General features: G+C 70.6%; 14 protein-coding genes and 2 pseudogenes. 11 read left to right on the top strand and 5 right to left on the bottom strand.

Going from position 1 to position 16,552, the window contains the following annotated elements:
- Positions 1-4: 4 nt before the first annotated feature.
- Genes ACYQ8Q_RS44255 through ACYQ8Q_RS44240 form a run of 4 tightly spaced genes read right to left on the bottom strand, consistent with a single transcriptional unit; the run spans position 5 to position 4,960 of the window.
- Complete coding sequence (locus ACYQ8Q_RS44255; RefSeq protein WP_460073032.1) at positions 5-1,051, bottom strand: LLM class F420-dependent oxidoreductase; 1,047 nt, start codon at positions 1,049-1,051, stop codon at positions 5-7.
- On the bottom strand, positions 1,048-2,253 hold the full coding sequence (locus ACYQ8Q_RS44250) for a CaiB/BaiF CoA transferase family protein (protein ID WP_460073030.1): 1,206 nt from the start codon (positions 2,251-2,253) through the stop codon (positions 1,048-1,050). The genes ACYQ8Q_RS44255 and ACYQ8Q_RS44250 overlap by 4 nt, the downstream gene beginning before the upstream one ends.
- Complete coding sequence (locus tag ACYQ8Q_RS44245; RefSeq protein WP_460073028.1) at positions 2,250-3,884, bottom strand: long-chain fatty acid--CoA ligase; 1,635 nt, start codon at positions 3,882-3,884, stop codon at positions 2,250-2,252. The genes ACYQ8Q_RS44250 and ACYQ8Q_RS44245 overlap by 4 nt, the downstream gene beginning before the upstream one ends.
- Complete coding sequence (locus tag ACYQ8Q_RS44240; RefSeq protein WP_460073026.1) at positions 3,881-4,960, bottom strand: acyl-CoA dehydrogenase family protein; 1,080 nt, start codon at positions 4,958-4,960, stop codon at positions 3,881-3,883. Before ACYQ8Q_RS44240 ends, ACYQ8Q_RS44245 begins: the two co-directional genes overlap by 4 nt.
- Before the next feature lie 242 nt (positions 4,961-5,202).
- On the opposite strand from ACYQ8Q_RS44240, the gene ACYQ8Q_RS44235 reads away from it, so the two are divergent.
- The 4 genes from ACYQ8Q_RS44235 to ACYQ8Q_RS44220 all read left to right on the top strand — a co-directional run bounded on the left by ACYQ8Q_RS44235 (position 5,203) and on the right by ACYQ8Q_RS44220 (position 9,581).
- Positions 5,203-5,961, top strand: coding sequence for a crotonase/enoyl-CoA hydratase family protein (locus ACYQ8Q_RS44235; RefSeq protein WP_460073023.1), 759 nt, complete (start codon positions 5,203-5,205; stop codon positions 5,959-5,961).
- Positions 5,962-6,024: 63 nt separating this feature from the next.
- On the top strand, positions 6,025-7,191 hold the full coding sequence (locus ACYQ8Q_RS44230) for a thiolase family protein (RefSeq protein ID WP_460073021.1): 1,167 nt from the start codon (positions 6,025-6,027) through the stop codon (positions 7,189-7,191).
- Positions 7,192-7,223: 32 nt separating this feature from the next.
- Positions 7,224-7,994, top strand: a complete 771-nt coding sequence (locus ACYQ8Q_RS44225) for a 3-hydroxyacyl-CoA dehydrogenase (protein ID WP_460073019.1) — start codon at positions 7,224-7,226, stop codon at positions 7,992-7,994.
- 132 nt (positions 7,995-8,126) lie between these two features.
- Complete coding sequence (locus ACYQ8Q_RS44220; protein WP_460073018.1) at positions 8,127-9,581, top strand: aldehyde dehydrogenase; 1,455 nt, start codon at positions 8,127-8,129, stop codon at positions 9,579-9,581.
- An 85-nt stretch (positions 9,582-9,666) separates the two neighbouring features.
- Here ACYQ8Q_RS44220 and ACYQ8Q_RS44215 read toward each other — a convergent pair whose 3' ends face one another.
- Positions 9,667-10,476 carry a GntR family transcriptional regulator gene (locus ACYQ8Q_RS44215; protein WP_460073016.1) on the bottom strand — a complete coding sequence of 270 codons (810 nt, stop codon included), beginning with the start codon at positions 10,474-10,476 and terminating at the stop codon, positions 9,667-9,669.
- A 138-nt stretch (positions 10,477-10,614) separates the two neighbouring features.
- On the opposite strand from ACYQ8Q_RS44215, the gene ACYQ8Q_RS44210 reads away from it, so the two are divergent.
- From ACYQ8Q_RS44210 to ACYQ8Q_RS44180, 7 genes and pseudogenes are all read left to right on the top strand, one after another.
- The gene (locus ACYQ8Q_RS44210; protein ID WP_460073014.1) at positions 10,615-11,931 is read left to right on the top strand and encodes an alpha/beta hydrolase; all 1,317 of its coding nucleotides are present in this window, start codon (positions 10,615-10,617) and stop codon (positions 11,929-11,931) included.
- Between the two features lie 52 nt (positions 11,932-11,983).
- Positions 11,984-13,177 carry a cupin domain-containing protein gene (locus tag ACYQ8Q_RS44205; protein WP_460073012.1) on the top strand — a complete coding sequence of 398 codons (1,194 nt, stop codon included), beginning with the start codon at positions 11,984-11,986 and terminating at the stop codon, positions 13,175-13,177.
- 14 nt (positions 13,178-13,191) lie between these two features.
- Entirely contained in the window at positions 13,192-13,944 is a 753-nt protein-coding gene (locus tag ACYQ8Q_RS44200) for an acetoacetate decarboxylase (RefSeq protein ID WP_460073010.1), read from the top strand.
- Between the two features lie 11 nt (positions 13,945-13,955).
- Positions 13,956-14,786, top strand: a complete 831-nt coding sequence (locus ACYQ8Q_RS44195; RefSeq protein WP_460073009.1) for an alpha/beta fold hydrolase — start codon at positions 13,956-13,958, stop codon at positions 14,784-14,786.
- An 18-nt stretch (positions 14,787-14,804) separates the two neighbouring features.
- On the top strand, positions 14,805-15,551 hold the full coding sequence (locus tag ACYQ8Q_RS44190; RefSeq protein ID WP_460073008.1) for a maleate cis-trans isomerase family protein: 747 nt from the start codon (positions 14,805-14,807) through the stop codon (positions 15,549-15,551).
- A 74-nt stretch (positions 15,552-15,625) separates the two neighbouring features.
- Positions 15,626-15,905: pseudogene (locus ACYQ8Q_RS44185) on the top strand (NAD-dependent malic enzyme); the annotation flags it as partial.
- A 278-nt stretch (positions 15,906-16,183) separates the two neighbouring features.
- Positions 16,184-16,504, top strand: a pseudogene (locus ACYQ8Q_RS44180) (4-hydroxy-2-oxovalerate aldolase); the annotation flags it as partial.
- Positions 16,505-16,552 lie beyond the last annotated feature (48 nt).

Raw genomic sequence — 16,552 nt, 5'->3', positions numbered from 1 at the left:
CTCCTCAGATGTCCGCGCGGTGCAGGGCCTCGGCGACGGCGGCCAGACAGGCGGCCTTCTCCTCGTAGGTGTCGCCATGGGGGATGACGGACAGGGTGGTGACGCCGCCGGCGGCGAAGGCGCCGAGCCGGTCGGCGATCCGGTCGACCGGTCCGAGCAGGCTGGTCTCGTCGATCAGCCCGAACGGCACCTCGCCGGCGGCGGCTTCGGCCTGGCCCGCAAGGTAGAGGTCCTGAACGGCGTGCGCCTCCTTCTCGTAACCGAGTGCACGGGCCTGGGCGTTGTAGAAGTTCTTCTCGCGGCTGCCCATGCCGCCGACGTAGAGCGCCGTGTAGGCGCGGACCCGGTCGGCGCAGGTCTCCAGGTCGTCCCCGACCGACACGGGCACACTCGCCACGACGTCGAAGCCTGCCAGCCCGCGTCCGCCACGTCCGGCCCGGAGGTGCGCGAGGTTCTCGTCCGCATGGGACGGGGCGTGGAAGAGAGCGAGCCAGCCGTCCGCGATCTCGCCCGCGAGGCGGATGTTGCGCGGTCCGACGGCCGCCAGATAGACGGGGATCTCCTCGCGCACGGGATGGATGATCAGCCGCAGCGGCTTGCCCGGACGACCGTCCGGCCCCGGCAGGGGCAGGGGGTAGTGCTCGCCGTCATGGCGGACGAGTTCGCGTCGTACGACGGTCCGAACGACGTCGATGTACTCACGGGTGCGGACCAGCGGCCTGCCGAACTCGACTCCGTGCCAGCCTGCCGACACCTGCGGCCCGGACACCCCCAGGCCGAGATGGAAGCGGCCGTCCGACAGGGCGTCCAGGGTTGCCGCTGTCATGCCGGTCATCGCCGGAGTGCGGGCCGGGATCTGCATCACCGCCGAGCCGAGACCGATCCGGCTGGTCCGGCCCGCGAGCCAGGACAGCACCGTGACCGCGTCGGATCCATAGGCCTCGGCGGCCCAGACGACGTCATAGCCGAGGCGCTCGGCCTCCAGGGCGAGCGCCAGCGGTTCGGCGCCTCCCTCTCGGCCCCAGTGACCCATGCTCAGGCCAAGTCTCATCGGTTCTCTCCTGTGTGCGGGTGCTGGACGACGACCGTCGCGGCGAGCAGCCGCTCGGCCTCGGGCGTCTCGACCCCCCAGTCGGCCAGAGCGGTCCTCGTGTCCCGGCCGACAACCGGCGGGGGTCCCTGGACGGCGCCCGGGGTGCGGTCGAAGCGGGGCGCGGGCGCGGGCTGTCGTACACCGGCCGTCTCGGTGAAGACCGAGCGTGCCGCGTTGTGCGGGTGGTGGTGTGCTTCCCAGGGGCTCAGCACGGGGGCCACGCAGGCGTCGGTCGGTTCGAAGAGGGCGGTCCACTCGTCCCGGGTGCGCTCCTTGAACACGGCGGCCAGGCGCTGCCGTAGCTCGGGCCAGCGTTCGCGGTCGTGCTGTGCGGGCAGGTCCGGGTCGTCCGCCAGCCCCAGACCGGTGAGGAGTTCGGCGTAGAACCGCTCCTCCAGAGGTCCGACCGCCATGTATCGGCCGTCGGCGGTCTCGTACGTGGTGTAGAAGGGTGCTCCCCCGTCGAGCAGGTTCTCGCCCCGGTCCCCCGGCCAGTCCCCCGTGGCCCGCAGTCCGTGCAGGGCGGTGGTGAGCAGAGCGGCGCCGTCGACCATGGCGGCATCGACGACCTGTCCCAGGCCCGAGCGTTCCCGTTCGAGCAGGGCGGCCAGGATCCCGAGGGCCAGGAGCATGCCACCGCCACCGAAGTCCCCGACCAGGTTGACCGGCGGCACCGGGGGTCGGTCGGGCGGACCGATCAGACCGAGGGCGCCGGAGACGGCCAAGTAGGTGATGTCGTGCCCGGCGCGCGAGGCGAGCGGACCGCTCTGTCCCCAGCCGGTCATCCGCCCGTACACCAGACGGGGGTTGACGGCATGGCAGTCCTCGGGACCGATGCCCAGGCGCTCGGCGACTCCGGGCCTGAAGCCCTCCACGAGCACATCGGCCCGGACGGCGAGTCGCCTGACGAGCGCGGCGCCGTCGGGCGCCTTGAGATCGACGGCGAGCGAGCGGCGGCCCCGGGCGAGCGGGTCCGTGGAACCGCGGCTGTCCGGATCGACCTCTGCGGCGCGGTCGACGCGGAGCACTTCCGCGCCCAGGTCGGCCAGGACAGTGCAGGCGAAGGGGCCCGGGGCCATGCTGGCGATCTCCAGTACGCGCAGGCCGGCCAGGGGGCCACGTCCAGCCGCGTCCGGGGCTGTGGTTCCGTCGCGGTTCATGTGTCCTTGCCGCCGATCTCGATGGATATCTCGCCGTCCCGGTACAGCCGGCGGACGGCGCGCTTGTCGTACTTGCCGACGCTGGTCTTCGGGATGGCTGCCAGGAACGTCCAGCGCTCGGGGATCCACCAGTTGGCGACCCGCCCCTTGAGGAAGTCCCGCAGTTCGGCGGCGGAGAGGCCGGCGCCCTCGGCGAGTGCGACACAGGCCAGGGGGCGCTCGTCCCACTTGGGGTCGGGGACGCCGACCACGGTGGCCTCGACGACGGCCGGGTGCTCGGCGATGGCGTTCTCCAGTTCGACGGTGGAGATCCACTCGCCGCCGCTCTTGATGCCGTCCTTGAGGCGGTCGCGTACGACGATCCAGCCACCGGGCCCGACCGTGCCGAGGTCGCCGGTTCGCAGCCAGCCGTCGTCGAACTTCTCCGCGGTGTTCTCGGTGTGCAGATAGGAACCGGTCACCCACGGTCCGCGCAGCTGGAGTTCGCCGACCGACTCTCCGTCCCAGGGCTGCTCACCGCCGTCCATGCCCATGACGCGGACCTCCACCAGGGGCATCACCCGGCCGCTCTTGACCAGCCAGTCGACGTCCTCCTCCGGCGCCGTGCCGCGTGGCGGCGCGGACCAGCTGGCCAGCGGACTCGTCTCGGTCATCCCCCAGCCTTGGGCCAGCTGAATGCCGTAGCGCTCCTTGAACTCGGCGACGAGGGCCCGCGAGGGGCTGGAGCCGCCGCAGCCTGCGAGCCGGACGGAGGAGAGGTTCAGCGTGTGCTGTCGGCCGTGGTGCAGCAGACCGTTCCAGAGGACGGGGACGGCAGCGACCCCGGTGGGCCGTTCCTCGTCGATGATGCGGGCGAGGTCGGGGACGTCGAGGTGGCGGCCGTTCATGATGATGTCGGCGCCGGCCAGCCAGCCGGCGTACGGCCAGCCCCAGGCGTTGGCGTGGAACATCGGCACGATCGGCAGGATCCGGTCCCGGTCGGACATGGCCGCGGCGTTTCCGCTGGAGATGCCCAGGGTGTGGAGCAGGATCGAGCGGTGGCTGTACGCCACGCCCTTCGGGTCGCCGGTGGTGCCGGTGGTGTAGCACAGGGCGGCCGCGGAGCGTTCGTCGACGTCGGGCCAGATGAAACCGGGCGCCTCGGCGTCGAGCAGCGTGTCCCAGTCGTGGACTTTGGTGTGGTCGGGCAGGTCGAGGGGCGCTCCCTCGCCGATGACGATGACGTGGCGCACGGTGGCGAGACGGTCGCGTATCCGGCCGAGCAGGCCGAGCAGCGTCGCGTCGACGACGAGCACCCGGTCCGCGGCGTGCTCGACGATGTAGCCGAGCTGGTCGGGGTGGAGCCGCAGGTTCAGGGTGTGCAGGACTGCGCCCATGGACGGCACCGCGAGGTAGGCAGCCATATGCTCCGGCGTGTTCCAGCACAGGGTCGCGACACGGTCGTCTCGCTCGACACCCAGCCGGGTCAGCGCCGCCGCGAGCCGCTCCGCCCGCCCGGCGGTCTCGGCGAAGGTCCAGGACCCTCCGCCGTCCTGCGTGCAGCGCACCACCCGGCTGTCTGCGTGTACCCGCTGTCCGTGCCGCAGCAGATCGCTGACCTGGAGGTCCCGGTCCATCATGGTGCTCTTCATCGGTTCGGCTCCTTCGTGACGGCGGCTCTGAGTGCGCGGCGGGCGATCGACCAGCGGTGGGTCTCGGACGGACCGTCGTAGATGCGGAAGGGCCGTACTTCGCGCAGATACGCGGACAGGGGCAGGTCCCCGGAGATGCCGAGGGCGCCGCACACCTGTACGGCACGGTCGATGATCCGGCCGACGGCTTCGGCGGTGAACGTCTTGGCGACGGAGGACTCGTGCTTCCCGGAACGGCGCCGGTCGCCCTCGGCTCCCTGGTCGAGAACCCACGCGGCCTCACGGATCAGGGCCCGGGAGGCGGCGAGATCGATCTCGTTGTCCGCCAACTGCTGCTGCACCATGCCGAGTTCTCCGAGCCTGCTGCCGAAGGCGGTGCGCTCGGCCGCGTAACCGAGGGCGAGGTCGTGGGCCCGGCGGGCCAGGCCCAGCCAGCGCATGCAGTGGGTGAGCCGGGCAGGGGCCAGTCTCACCTGCGCGTAGGCGAAACCCTTCCCGGCCTCGCCGAGAACGGCGTCGTCACCGACCTCGCAGCCGTCCAGTGCGATCTCACCGTGTCCGCCGGTGAAGCCCTGGTCGAGGCTCGGTATGTGCCGGACGATGCTGAAGCCGGGGGTGTCCGACGGTACGAGGAACATGGTCGCCGCAGGATCCGCGTCGGTTCCGGTCCGCGCCATGACGATGGCGAAGGCAGCCCCATCGGCCCCGGTGATGAACCACTTGCGTCCCTCAAGCACCCATCCCCCGGCGGTCCGGTGGGCGGTGGTGGTCAACTGGGACGGGTCCGAGCCTGCCCCGGGTGCGGGCTCGGTCATCGCGAAGCACGATCGCACGTCCCCGGCGGCGAGTGGCTTCAGGAAGCGGTCGCGCTGCGCGGCGTCGGCGACCCTCTCCAGCAGCAGCATGTTGCCCTCGTCGGGCGCCGCGCAGTGCAGCGCGCGCCGCAGCGAGTCATCGGGTGTGCCCGGCCCGCTGAACATCTCCGCCTCGGCGGGGAGCACGGTGGCCCGGACGAACTCGGCCGTGCGGTCTCTCAGCTCTTCGAGTTCGGGCTCAAGGGTGAAATCGATCGCCATGCGGTCCTCGCGGCTCTGGGGGTGGCGATTACTTAACGTTCGCTATGACACTAAGAGTCGACCCGACGGAGGTCAACACTCCCCGAGAGGGATCGCCGGACCCTTTTCGCATACAGAGAGAGGATTGCCCCATTTAATGCGACCGCGAGACCCGTTCCGCGCTTGACGCGTTCGACATCCCGACCCTAGGTTCCTAACGTACGTTAAGTAGATCCGTGACCTTGAACCAAGGAGCCGACACCATGCTGGAACGGCGCGGCGACATCGCCCTGATCACGCTCAACCGCCCGCAGGCTCTCAACGCCGTGAATGCGCAGTTGTCCGCGGCTCTGGGCGCGGCCCTGGAGGAGTTCGCCTCCGATCCGGAGCTGCGGGTCGGCGTGCTGACCGGTGCCGGGCGCGCCTTCTGCGCGGGAATGGACCTCAAGGAGGCCGCGGCCGGCCGCGAGGTGACGGACCCGTCGCACCCCGAGTGGGGCTTCGGGGGCATCGTCCGGCATCAGGTCGGCAAGCCGCTCATCGCCGCGGTCAACGGTCCGGCGCTGGGCGGTGGCGCCGAGATCGTCCTGGCGTGCGATCTGGTGGTCGCCGACGAGAACGCCGTCTTCGGCATGCCCGAAGTGCACCACGGACTGTTTCCCGCAGCGGGAGGGGTGCTGCGGCTCCAGGAGCGGGTACCGCGCAACATCGCCCGGGAGATCGCCCTGACCGGCGCCCCGCTGGACGCCGCCACGGCGGCCCGGTGGGGCCTGTTCAACCGGATCGCCCCCGCGGGCAAGTCGGTCGATGTCGCTCTGGAGCTGGCCGAGCGGGTGGCGACCGGCGCACCCCTGTCCCTGCAGGCGATCAAGCGCGTCATGTCCTGGGGCGAGAACCGCGCCGAAGGCGACGCCTGGGACGAGAACGACCTCGTCTTCCGGCAGATCCTGGCGAGCGACGACGCGAAGGAGGGACCACACGCCTTCGCGGAGAAGCGTGCACCGCAGTGGACCGGGCGCTGACGACCTCTGTTCACCACCAGCCGATCAAACGACTCCAGCAGTGAAGGACCTCAGATGCCCAGCATGAACGACGCAGTGATCGTCGACGTGGTGCGGACCGCGTCCGGCAAGGGCAAGCCCGGCGGCGCCCTGTCCAGCCACCACCCCGTCGACCTCCTGGCCACCGTGCTCACCGCCCTCGTCGAGCGCAACGGACTCGACCCCGCCCAAGTCGACGACGTGATCGGCGGCTGTGTCTCCCAGGTCGGCGAACAGGCCTTCAACATCACCCGCACCGCACTGCTGGCGGCCGGCTTCCCCGAGTCGGTGCCCGCGACCACCGTCGACCGGCAGTGCGGCTCAAGTCAGCAGGCCGGCCACTTCGCCGCCCAGGGAGTGATCGCGGGGGCATACGACATCGTGATCGCCTGCGGCGTGGAGTCGATGAGCCGGGTGCCGATGGGCTCCAGCGCGGTGGGCGCCGACACCTCGGGCGAGGCGCTGCACCGTCGTTACCCGGAGGGACTGATGTCCCAGGGCCTCTCGGCCGAGCTGCTCTCCGTGCGCTGGAAGCTGGAACGCGATGAACTCGATGCCTTCGCCGCCCGCTCCCATCAGCGCGCCTGGGCCACCACCGAGGCCGGCGGATTCGCCAACGAGATCGTCCCCGTCGACGGCCACACCGTGGACGAGACCGTCCGGGCGACGACCACCGTCGGGAGCCTGGCCGGACTCGGACCGGCCTTCACCGGTGCCCCCGGAGCCGCACGATTCCCCGAGATCGACTGGCGGATCACGCCCGGCAATTCCTCCCCCCTCACCGACGGCGCCTCCGCTGCTCTGATCATGAGTGCCGCCACCGCCGAACGGCTCGGTCTGCGCCCCCGCGCCCGCTACCACTCCTTCGCGGTATCCGGCTCCGACCCGCTGCTGATGCTCGACGGAGTCGTCCCGGCCACCCGCAAGGTCCTCGACCGCTGCGGCCTCTCCCTCGACGCCATCGACGCCTACGAGGTCAACGAGGCCTTCGCCCCGGTGCCGCTGTTGTGGCAGCGCGCGTTCGAGGCCGACCCCGAGCGCCTCAATCCGCGCGGCGGCGCGATCGCGCTCGGTCATCCGCTCGGCGCCTCCGGCACCCGGCTGCTCGCCACCCTGGTCAACCACCTGGAGGCCACCGGGGGCCGCTACGGCCTGCAGACCATGTGCGAGGGCGGCGGCATGGCCAACGCCACGATCATCGAACGAATCTGACAGTGCGTCATCTCGACGAGGAGAACACCGGTATGCATATCGCAGGCTGCGTCGCCCTGATCACCGGCGGGGCATCCGGTCTCGGCCTCGCCACCGCCCGGCGGCTGCTCGGCGCCGGAGCGTCGGTGGTCCTGGCCGACCTTCCCTCCTCCGACGGCGAAGCGGTGGCCGCCGAGCTCGGCGAGGACCGGGCGGTGTTCGCGCCCACCGACGTCACCAGCGAGGCCGACGTGCGAGCCGCACTCGACGCCGCCGCGGGGCTCGGCGACCTGAGGATCGCGGTCAACTGCGCCGGCATCGGCACTGCCACCCGGACGCTCAGCAGGAAGGGCCCCTTCCCGCTGGCCGACTTCGCCCGGACGATCCAGATCAACCTGGTCGGCACCTTCAATGTGATCCGGCTGGCGGCCGAGCGGATGGCGGCGCAGGAGCCGGTCGAGGGCGGCGAGGAACGCGGCGTGATCGTCAACACCGCGTCCGTGGCCGCGTACGACGGCCAGATCGGGCAGGCCGCGTACTCCGCCTCCAAGGGCGGCGTGGTCGGCCTCACCCTGCCTGTCGCCCGGGACCTGGCGGGCCACCGCATTCGCGTCATGACCATCGCCCCGGGGCTGTTCGAGACACCGATGCTCGCCGGACTGCCCGAGGACGCAAAAGCCTCCCTCGGCGCCCAGGTTCCTCACCCCAGCCGGCTCGGCCGCCCCGCCGAGTACGCCGCGCTGGTCCAGCACATCGCCGAGAACCCGATGCTGAACGGCGAGGTCATCCGTCTCGACGGAGCGATTCGGATGGCCCCTCGGTGACAAGACCCGCCTCGGCGCTGACACGACCGAGCACAGCACTTATATTCACATATGAATAGTCGTTTACGGGGCGCGTCCGGCCCCTCGTGACGTGACCGGACACGCCCTGGACCCCACGCAGGGAACAGGTACATGGACAGCTTCACGGAGCACACCTCCTTCTACATCGACGGCGACCGGCAGCAGTCGCTCGGCTCGGAGATCTACACCGTCATCGGCGCATCCACCGAGGAGCCGATCGGACGTGTGCCGGTCGCGGGCGCCAAGGACATCGACGCCGCGGTGACCGCCGCCCGCCGCGCCCTGGACGCCCCGGGCGCCCCCTGGCCCGCCGCCGGCCCAGCAGAGCGCGCCGACGCGATGGAGCGGTTCGCCGAGGCCATCCAGGCGCGCGCCGACCGGCTCGGCCGGCTGGTCTCCCGCGAGAACGGCATGCCGATCGCCATGTCCCCGCAGGCCAACGGGCACGCCACGGCAGCGATCCTCCGGTACTACGCCGGCCTCGTCCGCACCTTCGAGTGGGAGGAACGGCGCCCTTCCTTCGTCGGGACGACGACCCTCGTGCGACGGGAACCGGTCGGGGTCGTCGGGGCCATCGTGCCGTGGAACTACCCGCAGACGCTCGCGATCATGAAGGTTGCGCCCGCGCTCGCGGCGGGCTGCGCGATCGTCCTCAAGCCCGCGCTGGAGACCTCACTGGACTCCTACGTCCTGGCCGAGGCCGCCGCCGAGGCCGGTCTGCCGCCCGGTGTGCTGAACATCGTGCCCGGCGCGCTCGAGGCGGGTGAGTCCCTCGTCGCACACCCCGGCGTCGACAAGGTCGCCTTCACGGGCTCCACCCCGGCCGGCCGGTCGATCGCCGAGGTCTGCGGGCGGCTGCTGCGTCCGGTCACCCTGGAGCTGGGCGGGAAGTCGGCCGCGATCGTCCTCGACGACGCCGACCTCGATGCCACCATCACGGCGCTCCCCGGCGTTTCGTTCTTCAACAACGGCCAGACCTGCTACGGCAGCACCCGCCTGCTCGCTCCGGCCGGCCGCTACGCCGAGGTGGTCGACGCCGTCTCCGCCATGGCCTCCGGACTGCGGGTCGGCGACCCTCTCGACCCGACGACCGCTGTGGGGCCCGTGGTCTCAGCGGCCCAGCGGGAGCGTATCGAGGGGTACATCGCGTCCGGCCGCTCCGAGGGAGCCCGGCTCACGGCAGGCGGCGGGCGCCCGGCGGGCCTCGACCGCGGCTGGTACGTCGAGCCGACGGTGTTCGCCGACGTCCGGCCCGACATGACCATCTTCCGCGAGGAGATCTTCGGCCCCGTCCTCGTCGTCACCCCCTACGACTCCGACGACGAGGCCGTGGCGCTCGCCAACGACTCCGAGTACGGCCTCGGCGGCACGGTGTGGACCACCGACGTGGACCGTGGCGCGGCCATCGCCCGCCGGGTGCGCACCGGCAGCATCGGCGTGAACGGGTACCGACTCGACTTCAACTCCCCGTTCGGCGGCCGGCGCGCCAGCGGCCTGGGCCGTGAGCTGGGCCCGGAGGGGCTGGGGTCCTACCTGGAGTGGCAGTCGGTCTACCTGCCGGCCTGACCCGGAACGACACCGCGGGCGGCGCCCGGGACACCTCCCCCGTCCCGGGCGCCGCCCGCAGGTGTGCCGTGGCATCCCGCGCCGTTCAGCCCTTCTCGGGATGGGGGAGCGTCCAGTACCCCTTGTGGACGTCGCGGACCTCCTCGCGCACCGGCAGTTTCGGGTCGACGTACGCCCTTATCCATTCGACGGGGGCGCCGTTCTCGTCCAGCAGGGTCAGCACGCACACGGACACCGGCGTGTCGAGATACAGGCCCAGATGACGGGAGACGATGGGCGGCGCCGTGCCGGCATGCAGCCGTCTGCGGATCGTCGTGACGTCGACGCCCTCCGCACTCAGGATCGACATCATCGGCTTGGCGTTCAGATCCTCGACGCTGTGGCGCTCGCCGAGTTCGGGCAGCTGGACGTTGTGCGAGACGACGTGGGGCAGGCCCTGATAGACGCGGAGCCGGACGCACTGCCACAGCTTGCTGCCCGGCGGGAGCCCGAAGACGCGGCACGCCTCGGCGGGAGCGACGTCGACGCCGACCTGGAGGAGCTCGTAGCCGTACTCGGACGACTCCTCTTCCGGGTAGAAGACCGGAAGGGCGTCGTCGTCGCCGGGACTCGGCGGAATGTAGGTGGCCCGGGGGCGCTTGCCCCGGCCGCGCTCGACCAGGCCCTCCTCACCCAGGCGCTCCAGGGGCGTCCGGGCTGTCACCACGCTGACCTTGAACCGCTCGGCCAGCTCGCGCTCACCGGGGAAGTCGGTCCGCCCCACCCACAGACCGTCGAGGATCTCTGCGCGTAGCTGCCGGTAGATCTGCTGCTGCATCGGGACGTCGGGGTTCAGGACGTCACCGTCGTCCGTCGCGGGACTCGGGGGCCCGGCGGCACCGGACTCGTTCGGCATGTACACGGCCTCTCCTGATCAAGAACTGCGGGTCTACAGCCATTATGACCGACCCCTGCTTGACATTCCATCTTTCCCATATGAATATGTGATTCATAGTTTTACGGCATCTTTCTGTCGCCCTTGTGAGGACCCGGCATGACCACGCAGAGCAGGTACCGACTTCCCGACGCGCCGCTCCCGGAGCTGTTCGTCACCCCCGAGCGCCGCGCCCGAGGCAGCGTCAACGCCTACCGGATGGATCAGCTCCCGGTAGGCACACAGCGGGAGTTCATCGACATCACGGCCTCCGACGGGGCGTTCTCCTTCGGGCTGCTGCACCTGCCGCCAGGGCCGCAGTCCAAGACGGTCGCGGTGTTCATGCACCCGCGGGAGAACCAGTCACGGCAGTATCTGAGCCCGTACCTCCTGGAAGCGGGATACGCGGTGTGGGGGCAGACCAGCCGGGCGCTGAACAACGACAGCGACATGGTCCACGAGGAAGTCGTCCGGGACACCGCGGCGGGTATCCGGATGCTCAAGGAGCGTGGCTTCGAGAACGTCGTACTCATCGGGAGCAGCGGGGGAACCTCGCTGCTGTCGTACTACCAGTGGCAGGCGTCCCTCCCTCCCGCGGAGCGGCACACGCACGGTCCGCACGGCACGCCGACCCGGTTCGCCGAGGAGGACATGCCGCCGGCCGACTTCTACGTCGCTCTCGCACCGCACGCCGGTGAGGGCATCATCATGCTGAACATGCTCGACCCGGCCGTCGTGGACGAGTCGAACCCGACGGCGATCGACCCGGCGCTGGACATGTTCAACCCCGCCAACGGCTACCAGCCGTTCCCGGAGCCGAGCAAGTACGACCGCGACTGGCTCGCCGAGTACCGCGCGGGGCAGCGGGCCCGCGCCCGGCGCCTGGACGTCATCGCCCGGACCCTCATCGCCGACTACGAGGAGGCGCGACAGGCCGTCGACCGGGAGAACCTTGGCTCACCCACGGCGCGCAGGGCTCTGATGTCGCCCTTCCTGAGCGTCTACGGCACGGTCGCGAACCCGGCGCACACCGATCCGAGCATCCACCCCAACCACCGCGTCCCCGGCAGCATCTTCTCCGGCGGACATCCGCTGCGCGGCTCCTACGGGCCCAACGCGCTGGGCCGGATCCTCACCGCTCGCGCCTGGCTGTCAACGTGGAGCGGCCTGTCGGCGCGAGCCGAGTGGACCCACGCCGCCGAACACCTCGATGTGCCGACCCTCGTCGTCGCGCCGATGGGCGACACCGACGCCTACCCGGAGGAGCAGGAGGAGATCCTCTCCCGCGTCCCGGTGGCCGACAAGACGTTCACCGCCCTCCCCCACGCCCACCACTACCTCTTCCTGCTGCCCAACGCGCCGGTCGACTACAACCCGCGCGAGAAGGCCGGAGAGATCGTCACCAAGTGGCTCGGCGAGCGCGTCGACGCGTCCTGAGAGCGACGCCCCGAACCACGAGCATCACCGCAGTCCACCCCTGGAGGCAGAAATGCCGTACTACCGTTCCGTGGGGCAGGTGCCCCACAAGCGCCATGTCCAGTTCCGCAGGCCCGACGGCGGGCTGTACCGCGAGGAGCTGATGGGCACCGAGGGCTTCTCGTCCGATTCCGCCCTCCTGTACCACACCCACGCGCCGACCGATGTCGTCGCCGTCGGCACCTGGGACATCCCTGGTCAGGACACCACGCCCAACCACCCCCTCACACCGCGTCTGGTCCTCACGCACAAGGTGGACGAGGGCGGTGACGCCGTGACGGGCCGCCGGCTGCTCGCGAGCAACCAGGACGTGCGGGTCAGCTACGTCGCCGCCGACCGGCCCAGCCCGCTCTACCGCAACGCCATGGGCGACGAGATGTACTTCGTCGAATCCGGCACCGCGCGCGTCGAGACCGTCTTCGGCGTGCTGGAGGTCGGCCCGCGTGACTTCGTCATCATGCCGACCTCGGCCACGCACCGCTGGGTCCCGACCGGCGACGAGCCCGTACGGCTGTTGATCGCGGAGTCGACCGGCGGCATCCGTCCGCCGAAGCGCTACCTGTCCGCCCGGGGCCAGTTCCTGGAGCACTCCCCGTACTGCGAGCGGGATCTGCGAGGCCCCTCCGAGCCGTTCGTGGTCGAGGGCGACGAAGCCGAACTGACCGACGTCGACGTGTACGTGCGCCACCGGGCCGGAGGCACGCGCTACACCTACGCCCACCACCCCTTCGACGTCGTCGGCTGGGACGGACACCTCTACCCGTACGCGTTCAGCATGGACGACTACGAACCGATCATCGGCCGGATCCACCAGCCGCCGCCCACCTTCCAGACCTTCGAGGCGCCGGGCTTCGTGATCTGCTCGTTCGTGCCGCACAAGGTCGAGTACCACCCGGACGCGGTGATCGTGCCGTACAACCACGCCAACGTCGACTCCGACGAGCTGATGTTCTACGTGGAGGCGGCCGGCGGCTCCCGTTCCGGGAACGGCATCGAGACGGGCGCGATCACCTGGCACCCCGCGGGCTTCATCCACGGACCGCACACGAACGAGCTGGAGAGGTCCACCGAGGCCTACAACGCCGGCCGCGTCGAGATCAAGAACCTGCGCGCCGTCATGATCGACACCTTCCGCCCGCTCGACCTCGGCGAGGCCGCCCTGGCCACCGAGAACGCGGACTATCTCACCACCTGGCGCAACGCCTGATCGGAGCCCGACTCATGCATGCCGACCAGGTCGTCCGCAGCCTGAACACCCCGCTGACCGCACCCGCCTACCCCACGCCGTCCGGTACCCGGTTCATCGATCGCGAGTACCTCAACATCGTCTACCGCACCGATCCCGAGGCCCTGCGCGCCGTCGTACCCGAGCCGCTGACGGTCGGCGAGCCTCTCGTGCGCTTCGAGATCATGCACATGGGCGACGTCGGGGGCTTCGGCCCCTACACCGAGGCCGGCATCGCGATTCCGGTGGAGTTCGAGGGTGAGCAGGGTGAGTACCTGCACGCCATGTACCTCGACAACTTCCCCGCCACCGCGGGTGGCCGCGAACTGTCCGCCTATCCCAAGGTGCTGGGCACGCCCCGCCTCCTCGTCGACCACGGCACACTCGTGGGCACCCTCGACTTCGGGACGCTGCGCGTGGCCACGGCGACCATGGGCTACAAACACCGGCGGCTCGATCCGGACGAGGCTCTGCGGCAGATCACCGTGCCGACGTACATGGTGAAGATCGTGCCCGGCTACGACTTCAAGCCGCGGGTCGCGGATCTGGTCCGCACCCAGATCACGGACATCACCGTCAAGGAGTCCTGGAGCGGCCCCGCGCGTCTCCAGCTCTTCCAGCACGTGCTCGCGCCGCTCGCGGACCTGCCGGTCGTCAAGGTGGTCTCGGCCAGCCACATCCTCACCGATCTGTGCCTGGCCCCCGCAAAGCCGGTCTTCGACTACCTCGCACAGGCACCGCGCTCGTAGGAGGCACCACCATGTCGTCCCCCACCTCGTTGTCGGACCGGGCCGGTTCCGCGAGCGGGCTGCACGTGCGCCGCGGAGGCAGACCCGACGGTCCTGTGCTGGTGCTGCTGCACGGCGCGCTGGCCGACGGCAATGTCTGGCACGACTTCGAACGGATCCTGGATGACCGCTGGCCGGGAGGTTGGCTCGTCCCCGACCTGCCCGGGCACGGCCGCTCCCCCCGTCTGGCCCACTACAGTCACGGCCGGCTCGCGACCCGGGTCGCGGACGTGGTGGCCGCGCAGACGACACCGGGCACGCCGGTCCATGTCCTGGGACACTCGCTCGGCGGCGCGGTGGCGCTGACGCTCGCCAGCGGCTGGTTCGGCCTCAAGGTCTCCACCGTGTGCGCGATGAGTGTCAGACCGTTCTGGTCCGCTCACGAGAAAGCGCTGGTGGCGGCGGTCGCGGCGGCGCCGGCCCGCGTCTTCGCTTCCCGGGGCGACGCCGTGCGGCACGTTCTCACGGTCACCGCCATGGTCGACGTGATCGACCCGGACTCCGCGCTGTGCGACGCTCTCGTGATCGGTGACGGTGACCAGTGGGAAGCCGTGGCGGATCCCGCTTCCCTCTCGGTCGGCGCGCCCGACCTCCCGGGGCTGATCGCCGCGTGCCGGGCCCAGGAGATCGTGCTGGCCGCCGGCGAGCGGGATCCCCTGTCCCCGCCGTCCGACCTCGTGAAGCTGTACCCCGAGGCGACGGTGCTGGCCGGTGCGGGCCATTGCCCGCACCTCCAGAACCCGGAGTCCGTGTGGCCCCTGCTGGACCACCTGCTCCTGTCCGCGCTCCACCTCCCTCTCTGATCAGTCCTAAGGAAAACCATGTCCAGTCATCGGATCGGCCTTCTGGTGCCGAGTTCCAACACCACGATGGAGACCGAGATCCCGGAGATCCTCCGTCGGCAGAGTGCGCTGACGGGTGACCAGTTCACCTTTCACGCCAGTCGTATGCGGATGAAGACCGTGGAGAAGAGCGAGCTGGCCGCCATGAACGCCGACGCCGGCCGTGCGACCGTGGAACTCGCCGACGCACAGGTCGAGGTGATGGCCTACGCGTGCCTGGTCGCGATCATGTCCCAGGGCAACGGCGTGCACCGGGGCATCGAGGCCGACCTCACCCGCACCGCCGCCGACCACGGCTGCGCGGTGGACGTACTCTCCAGCGCGGGAGCGCTGGTGGAGGGGCTGCACCATCTGGGCGCACGGAAGGTGTCCATCGTCACCCCCTACATGAAGCCGCTCACCGCCCTGGTGGCCGACTACATCGAGTCCGAGGGCGTCGAGGTCCAGGACTCCATCAGCCTGGAGGTCGACGACAACCTGGCCGTCGGCCGCCTCGACCCGTCCCGGCTGCCTGAGATCGCGGCCGGACTCGACACCCGCGGCGTGGACGCCGTCGTGCTCTCCGCCTGCGTCCAGATGCCGTCCCTTCCCGCCATCCCGGCCGCCGAGAAGCGCCTCGGTCTGCCCGTCGTCACGGCGGCCGCGGCCACGTCGTGGAAGGTACTGCGCACGCTCGGCCTGGAAACGGTCGCCGACGGAGCCGGGGCGCTGTTCAGGAAGCGCTGACGCCCGGATGACGTCCTCACCGAGTTCATCCGAACGCCCGGCCCGACCGCGGCTCCCCCTTCACCGCACGGGCGGTGCCCTCTTCCCCGGCGCCCGCACTCCACGGCGCCGGCCTCCTCAACAAGGGGACGGCGTTCAGCCCGCGCGAACGTGCCGCTCTCGGCCTGGACGGTCTGCTGCCGCCCGCCGTGGAAACCCTCAACCGGCACATCTACCTGCGCCAGCTCCAGGACACCAACGAGGTCCTCTTCTACCGTCTGCTCACCGGGCACCTCGAAGAGGTGCTGCCCGTCGTGTACACACCGACGGTCGGGGAGGCCTGCCGCCTTCAGCTCGATCTACCGCCGACCGCGGTGCGACGGTGCGTACGGCGTTGAACCCATCTCTGTGGGCTGTTGCGGGTTGCCGACGCCAATGAATTCCAGCCCGGTGAAGGCGGCGGCCTCTGCGTATGAGGCGATGAACCTCAGTCAACCGCTCTCGGTGTGCTTGACCGGTCCTCGGTAGTGGTCCCCGGGGCTCGCGGATGTAGTCACCGCACAGATGGAACGCGATGGAGCGCGCCCGTACCCGCACTTCTCCCGACAGCGCGGGACTGGCTGGTATGCGCCAGACCTCCGCCGTGGCCGATTCTGGAAGCGTTCATCGCGGTCGCCGACCTGATGGGCTGGGAGCACGGCTGCGACCGGTTCCCCCTGATGGACGCCGCCGACGATCTCGTACGACCACTGCAGGACCGCGAGGTCCGGGTCGACCGCGAGACCCTCAGCCTCGGCCACGCGGGCGTCTACTCCAGCTTCCTGCGCCACGCGGAGAACGCCGCCGCGCTCCACGGCCTCGACACCCGCAGCATTCTGGTCGAGGTCGGCCGACGCAAGATGGTCGGCGGCCAGGAGGACATGATCACCGACGTGGCCCTCGACCTCGCGGCGGCCCGCGAGCCGACGGCCTGACCCGGTGGCGGACGGCCCGCAACGTCCACGGCGGGCTCCGCCGCCGGG

It is taken from the genome of Streptomyces sp. YKOK-I1 (genome assembly GCF_054660435.1).
This window is presented reverse-complemented; position numbering and strand designations above follow the sequence as displayed.